Origin of the sequence: Xanthomonas cannabis pv. cannabis, from assembly GCF_000802365.1 — a bacterium.
Lineage (GTDB): Bacteria > Pseudomonadota > Gammaproteobacteria > Xanthomonadales > Xanthomonadaceae > Xanthomonas > Xanthomonas cannabis.
Genome location: NZ_JSZE01000203.1, coordinates 1 through 1,778 on the forward strand (window position 1 = coordinate 1; position 1,778 = coordinate 1,778).

At 70.5% G+C, this 1,778-nt stretch carries 2 protein-coding genes; both read left to right on the forward strand.

Features of this window, described 5'->3' with window-relative positions; all coding sequences use genetic code 11:
* Positions 1–773, forward strand: a 773-nt coding sequence (gene cobA / locus OZ10_RS20045; protein WP_039566853.1) for a uroporphyrinogen-III C-methyltransferase, incomplete at its 5' end; no start/stop codon positions are given.
* A gap of 16 nt (positions 774–789) precedes the next feature.
* Positions 790–1,749 carry a cysteine synthase A gene (gene cysK / locus OZ10_RS20050; RefSeq protein ID WP_039415648.1) on the forward strand — a complete coding sequence of 320 codons (960 nt, stop codon included), beginning with the start codon at positions 790–792 and terminating at the stop codon, positions 1,747–1,749.
* Positions 1,750–1,778: the final 29 nt, after the last annotated feature.

Genomic DNA, 1,778 nt, shown 5'->3' on the forward strand with positions numbered 1-1,778 from the left:
ACCCCGGCCTGCTCACCCGCAATGCCCTGCGCGCGCTCCGGCAGGCCGAGGTGGTGCTGTACGACCGCCTGGTCAGCCCGCAGATCCTGCGCCTGGCCCGTCGCGATGCGCTGCGCGTGGAGGTCGGCAAGGCTGCGCAAGGCCATAGCACCCGGCAGGAGCAGATCCACGCGCTGATGCTGGAGCACGCCCGCGCGGGGCGGCGGGTGGTCCGCCTGAAGGGCGGCGACCCGTTCGTGTTCGGCCGCGGCGGCGAAGAGCTGGAATTCCTGCGCGACCACGGCATCGGCTTCCAGGTAGTGCCCGGCATCACCGCCGCGCTCGCCTGCGCCGCTTACGCGGGCATTCCGCTCACCCACCGCGACCATGCGCAGTCGCTGCGCCTGATCACCGCCCACTGCAAGGATTCGCTGGACACCCTGGACTGGCAGGCGCTGGGCCAGGAGCGCCAGACCCTGGCCTTCTACATGGGCGTGGCCGGCCTGGAAGGCATCCAGCAGCGCCTGCTGCAGGCCGGCCGCGCACCGGGCACGCCATTTGCCCTGGTCGAGAATGGCTCGCGCCCGCAGCAGCGGGTGATCACCGGGTCGCTCGCCACCCTGGCCGCCACCGCACGGCAGTACACCGTGCAGGCTCCGGCCCTGCTGATCCTGGGCGAGGTCACCGCGCTGGCGCAGTCCCTGCACTGGTACGGCGCCGCCCCGCTGCACGCCGCGCCGCCGCACTCACCCATCGCAACGCCCGACACGCCCACACTGGCCCACGCAGCCTGATTCCGACGGAGACCCCATGGCCCTGTACGACAACATCCTCGACACCATCGGCCGCACCCCGGTGGTCAAACTCAACCGCCTCGCTCCGGACAACGTCACCCTCTACGTCAAGGTGGAATCGTTCAATCCGGGCGGCTCGGTCAAGGACCGCCTGGCGCTGGCCATCATCCTGGACGCCGAGCAGCGCGGCCTGCTCAAGCCCGGCGACACCATCGTCGAAGCCACCTCCGGCAACACCGGCGTGGCATTGGCCATGGTGGCCGCCGCACGCGGCTACAAGTTCGTCGCCACCATGGTGGAAACCTTCTCCATCGAGCGCCGCAAGCTGATGCGCGCCTATGGCGCCAAGGTGATCCTGACCCCCGCCGCCGAGCGCGGCAGTGGCATGGTGCGTAAAGCGAAGGAACTGGCCGAACAGCACGGCTGGTTCCTGGCCAGCCAGTTCGCCAATCCGGCCAACCCGGCCTACCACCGCAACACCACGGCCGCGGAAATCCTGCGCGACTTCGCCGGCCACCGGCTCGACCACTTCGTCACCGGCTGGGGCACCGGCGGCACCCTCACCGGCGTAGGCGAAGTCCTGCGCGTGGCCCGCCCGGAAGTGCGCATCACCGCCACCGAGCCGGCCGGCGCGGCGCTGCTGCAGGGCCAGGACTGGAAGCCGCACAAGATCCAGGGCTGGACGCCCGACTTCGTGCCCGAGGTGCTCAACCGCGAGGTCGCCCACGAGGTGCTCAGCGTGGAAGACACCGACGCCATCACCGTGGCGCGCCGCCTGGCCGCCGAAGAAGGCATCTTCACCGGCATCTCCGGCGGCGCGACCGTTGCCACTGCACTGCGCGTGGCCGAAGGCGCGGTGCCCGGCGCGGTGATCCTGGCCATGCTGCCCGACACCGGCGAGCGCTATTTCTCCACGCCGCTATTCGCCGACATCAACGAAGGCTCCGACGACGACTGGCTGGCTGGCCTGCCCTGATCGGTCACAGAGGGTCGCGATGTGGAGGC

What these genes read in the sequence shown, in the direction of transcription:
- cysK (WP_039415648.1), top strand. Translation starts at nt 790, where the DNA reads ATGGCCCTGTACGACAACATCCTCGACACCATCGGCCGCACCCCGGTG.